The organism is Streptomyces sp. NPDC049585 (assembly GCF_040675615.1).
Classification (GTDB): domain Bacteria; phylum Actinomycetota; class Actinomycetes; order Streptomycetales; family Streptomycetaceae; genus Streptomyces; species Streptomyces luteosporeus.
Window position 1 is genome coordinate 1 of the sequence record NZ_JBFAPE010000072.1, and the last position, 3,822, is coordinate 3,822.

At 72.8% G+C, this 3,822-nt stretch carries 4 protein-coding genes; 2 read left to right on the forward strand and 2 right to left on the reverse strand.

Annotation, left to right across the window (positions count from 1 at the left end):
* Positions 1 to 204: 204 nt before the first annotated feature.
* Together AB0K17_RS30670 and AB0K17_RS30675 are read right to left on the reverse strand one after the other, a co-directional pair.
* Positions 205 to 1,779 carry an aminotransferase class III-fold pyridoxal phosphate-dependent enzyme gene (locus AB0K17_RS30670; protein ID WP_365985010.1) on the reverse strand — a complete coding sequence of 525 codons (1,575 nt, stop codon included), beginning with the start codon at positions 1,777 to 1,779 and terminating at the stop codon, positions 205 to 207.
* A gap of 139 nt (positions 1,780 to 1,918) precedes the next feature.
* Entirely contained in the window at positions 1,919 to 2,620 is a 702-nt protein-coding gene (locus AB0K17_RS30675) for an alpha/beta fold hydrolase (RefSeq protein WP_365970287.1), read from the reverse strand.
* Positions 2,621 to 2,895: 275 nt separating this feature from the next.
* On the opposite strand from AB0K17_RS30675, the gene AB0K17_RS30680 reads away from it, so the two are divergent.
* Together AB0K17_RS30680 and AB0K17_RS30685 are read left to right on the forward strand one after the other, a co-directional pair.
* Positions 2,896 to 3,696, forward strand: coding sequence for an ATP-binding protein (locus AB0K17_RS30680; RefSeq protein ID WP_365970286.1), 801 nt, complete (start codon positions 2,896 to 2,898; stop codon positions 3,694 to 3,696).
* A 31-nt stretch (positions 3,697 to 3,727) separates the two neighbouring features.
* Positions 3,728 to 3,822: biotin carboxylase N-terminal domain-containing protein (locus AB0K17_RS30685; protein WP_279617129.1), on the forward strand; the 95-nt coding region annotated here is incomplete at its 3' end.

The window sequence follows — 3,822 nt, forward strand, 5'->3', positions numbered from 1 at the left end:
AGATGTCGCAATCCCCACCGAGCCAGAAGGCCCTCACCCGTTCAAGCACCCAGCACGCGTGTCACCAACGTCCCGGGACAACACACCTAGGCCGTCAGGGGCGGATCTTCGTCACGCGCCACCACGGCGCCCCTACGGGGCGCTCCATGATCCGCCGGACCGGGTGGGTACGTTGAGGGACGTACCCGTCCGGTACCGGCACTCTCACGCCGGGGGCGCCGGAAGCAGCAGCCGCTCGCCGTCCTGGGCGCGCAGGATCGCGCACACGTCCCGCAGCCCGGCCTCCAGCTGGGCGATCTCCTCGTTTGACAGGTGCACCGACGGCTCGAAGCGCAGCGTGTGCACCGCGCTCGCCGTGGGGAACGTCCGCACCCGGTGCTCGCGCAGCAGGTAGCCGGCCACCAGGTAGCCGAACGTGCCGGCGTTCTCGCGCAGGGCCTGCGAGGCGGCCTGCGTCTGGTCGCGGAACTCCAGGCCGAGCATGAGCCCCTCGCCCCGGACGTCCTCGACCACGTCCGGGAAGTCCTTCCGGAGGGCCTCGAACACGTCCTTGAGCGCCTGCCCGCGCTCGGCCGCCAGCCGGTAGACCCGGCCGCCGTCCGCCTCCATCAGCTCCAGCACCTTCAGCGCGATGTGGCAGGAGAAGGCGTCCTTGGCGAACGTCGAGCTGTGCACCAGCTCGAACTCCGGGCGGTAGCGGGAGCGGCGCACCAGCATCACGGACGCCTTCGCGATGCCGCCGCCCAGGCTCTTGGCGAGGGCGTAGTAGTCGCCGCGCAGCCCGACGCGGGAGGAGGCGAAGAACGAGCCGCTGCGGCCCATGCCGCTCTGCACCTCGTCGACGATCACGGGGCAGTCGACGGCGGCGCAGACCCGCTGGATCTCCTCGGCGAACTCCCGCCCGAGGACCCGGATGCCGCCCTCGCCCTGGATGGGCTCCAGCACGAAGGCGCAGAACACCGGCGCCGCGTGCCGCACCAGCACGGCCGTGCCGTCCTCGACGGCGAGGCCCAGCAGCTCGGCCCGCTCGGCCTCGACGACCTCCTTGAGCACCTCGGGACGGTCCCGCGGCACGAACCGGGCCTGCGCGGCCAGCGCGGCGAACGGCGCCCGGTAGCCCTCGTTGTGGGTCAGCTGCACGGAGCCGACGAGCTTGCCGTGGAAGCCGCCCTCGAGGGACAGGAACAATGGCGTCCGCTGCCGCACGGCGTCGTTGCGCCGCGTGATCTCGTCGGCCACCACCTCGATCGCGGCCCCGGCCGGCAGCCCCAGCGCCTCCACGACCGCGGCCCCCACCCCGGCCCCGGCGGCCTGCGCGGCGGCCACCTGCGCGGAGGCCGTGGCGTACGCCGCGTCCATCCGCATCCGCCGGTCCAGCTCGGCATGCTTGACGGCGGCCTCGACGGCCTCGGCACCGGTGTTGGCGAAGATGGCCGAGTACTCCTCGGCGTCGTCCCCGAGTTCGCGCCGCAGGATCGCGTTCAGCGCCTGCGCGACGTCATTGGCGTACGGGTGCCGGGAGAACTGCGCATGCACGGGAATTCCGCCGTCCAGCAGCGATTTCGCGTACGCGTTGATCTCCGGGTGATTGTGCCCGAGCATGAGCGAGCCGTACCCGCCGGCATAGTCGACGACGGGTATTTCCCGCCCCTCGGAATCGCGGTAGTAGAGGGTGTTCCCCTCGCCCCGGACGTATTCCACGTCGAGCCCGACGGAAGCGAGCCACCCGAGCAGATACGGCTCCGCGAGGTCATGAGTTCCAACGGATGCACCATTCATGCCGCGGACGATACGGAGCCGCCCCTAACGCCCGGGTCATTGCCGGTTCTCTCCGCCGGTTTGTGCTCACCGGGCAGCACCACCCCAGGGGGTCCGGGGGCGGAGCCCCCGGGAAACGGGGAAAGGGCGGGGCCGGGGCTCAGCCCGCCGCAGGCGCCAACACCAACGCCTCCGCCACCACCTCGGCAACAGCCCCCACATGATGGTCCAGATAGAAGTGCCCCCCGGAAAACACCCGCACATCCGTCCGCCCCGCGGAAAACCCCGCCCACTCCTCCGCCTCGACCACGGTCACCACCGGATCGCTGTCCCCCACCAGCACCGTGAACGGCACGTTCAGCGCCGCCCCCGGCGTCCACGCGTACTCGCCGATCGCCCGGTAGTCGGCCCGCAGGGCCGGCATGACCATGGCCAGCAGGTCGGGGTCCTGGAAGACGCCGCCCGTCGTCCCGCCGAGCCGTCGGATCGCCGCGAGGACGTGCGCGTCGGTGCGCACCTGGTCGTGCGGGTTGGGCAGGGCCCGTGGGGCGCCGCGCCCGGAGAGGAAGAGCCGTTCGGGCCCGGGCAGGGAGCGTTGTTCGAGGCGCCGGGCCGTCTCGTAGGCGAGGACGGCGCCCATGCTGTGCCCGAAGAAGGCGTACGGGCGTCCGTCGCCGGCGACGGCGGCGGTGACCTCCTGTGCCAGCCGGTCGGCGAGTCGCCCGATGTCGTCCACGGCCGGCTCCTGGTGCCGGTCCTGGCGCCCGGGGTACTGGACGGCCAGGACGTCGACGGCCGGCGCCAGGGCGCGCGACAGCGCGACGTAGGCGCTGGCCGCGCCTCCGGCGTGCGGGAAGCACACGAGCCGGGGCCTGTCCTGCGGGGCCGTTGCCCCGGTCGGGGCCGGACCGTAGCGTCGGAACCATTCACTGCCCACTGCGCCCACTCCTTGCCTGCTCCAACCTGCTGACGTTGCCGGCGCATTGTGGACGACTCCGCTCGAGTCTGGCACGAGCCGTGCACGAGGCGGCCGTGGGAGAAGGTGATTACCCGTCGGTGGGCGGCGAGTACGAACTCCCCGGTTAGCGTCGCGTCGTCCCCAGGGACATGAAGCAATACGTATGTGGGGGGATTGCGATGGAGACCGCCGTTCCGGCCTCGACCGTCTCTTCGGGCACGTCCGCGGCCGTCCTGGGACGCGACTTCGCCCGCGCCCTGACCGAGGGGCTGGCGCGGGCGGCCACCACGACCCTGGAGCGCCGCCCGGCGCCCGCGGCGCCTGCGGAGCCCGATCCGGACCCGTTACCGCCGGCGGCCCCGGCCGCCGGCGCCGCCACCGACGAGCACGCCGACTGCCGCTGGCACGAGCGCCGCCGCGTGGCCCGTGACCTGCACGACCACATCGGCGGCGCCCTGGCCACCGCCCGCCGTCTGATCGCCGAGTGCGCCCCGGAGGTACGCGATCCGGAGCGGCTGGCGGCGGCGGTGACGTTCCTGAGCGAGGCCGAGGGGCATCTGCGCGGGCTGCTGGGCGAGCTGGTCACGGCGACCGAACTGCCGCCGCTGCGCGAGGCCGTCGAGGGGTTCGCCGCGGAGGCGGCCCCGCCCGGGGTGGAGGTGACGGTCAAGGTCACGGGCAATGAGCGTCTGGTCGCCACGGCCCACCGCCGCGCGCTGTTCCTGTCGGTGCGCGAGGCACTGCGCAACAGCTTCGAGCACGCGGGCGCGAGCCGCGTCGCCGTGTCCGTACGCACGACGCGCTGGTGGGTGCACGCCGCCGTGGAGGACGACGGCCGCGGCTTCGACCCGGCGCGGGCGGGTGCCGGCATCGCCTCGATGCAGCAGCGCGTCGAGGAGATCGGCGGCCGGCTGACCGTCGAGAGCTCCCCCGTGGACGGCACGCGCGTCGACCTGCACGTGCCGCTGCGCCCCCGTTGACCCATCCATGCCGCTTAGTTGAGGAAGTGCTGTGCGCAAGGTGCTCATCGCCAACCGTGGCGAAATCGCTGTCCGTGTCGCTCGTGCGTGCCGGGATGCGGGGATCGCCAGTGTGGCGGTCTATGC

Bases quoted from the DNA above. Each gene is read 5' to 3' on its own strand.
- AB0K17_RS30670 (WP_365985010.1), bottom strand. From the start codon at position 1,779: ATGAATGGTGCATCCGTTGGAACTCATGACCTCGCGGAGCCGTATCTG.
- AB0K17_RS30680 (WP_365970286.1), top strand. From the start codon at position 2,896: ATGGAGACCGCCGTTCCGGCCTCGACCGTCTCTTCGGGCACGTCCGCG.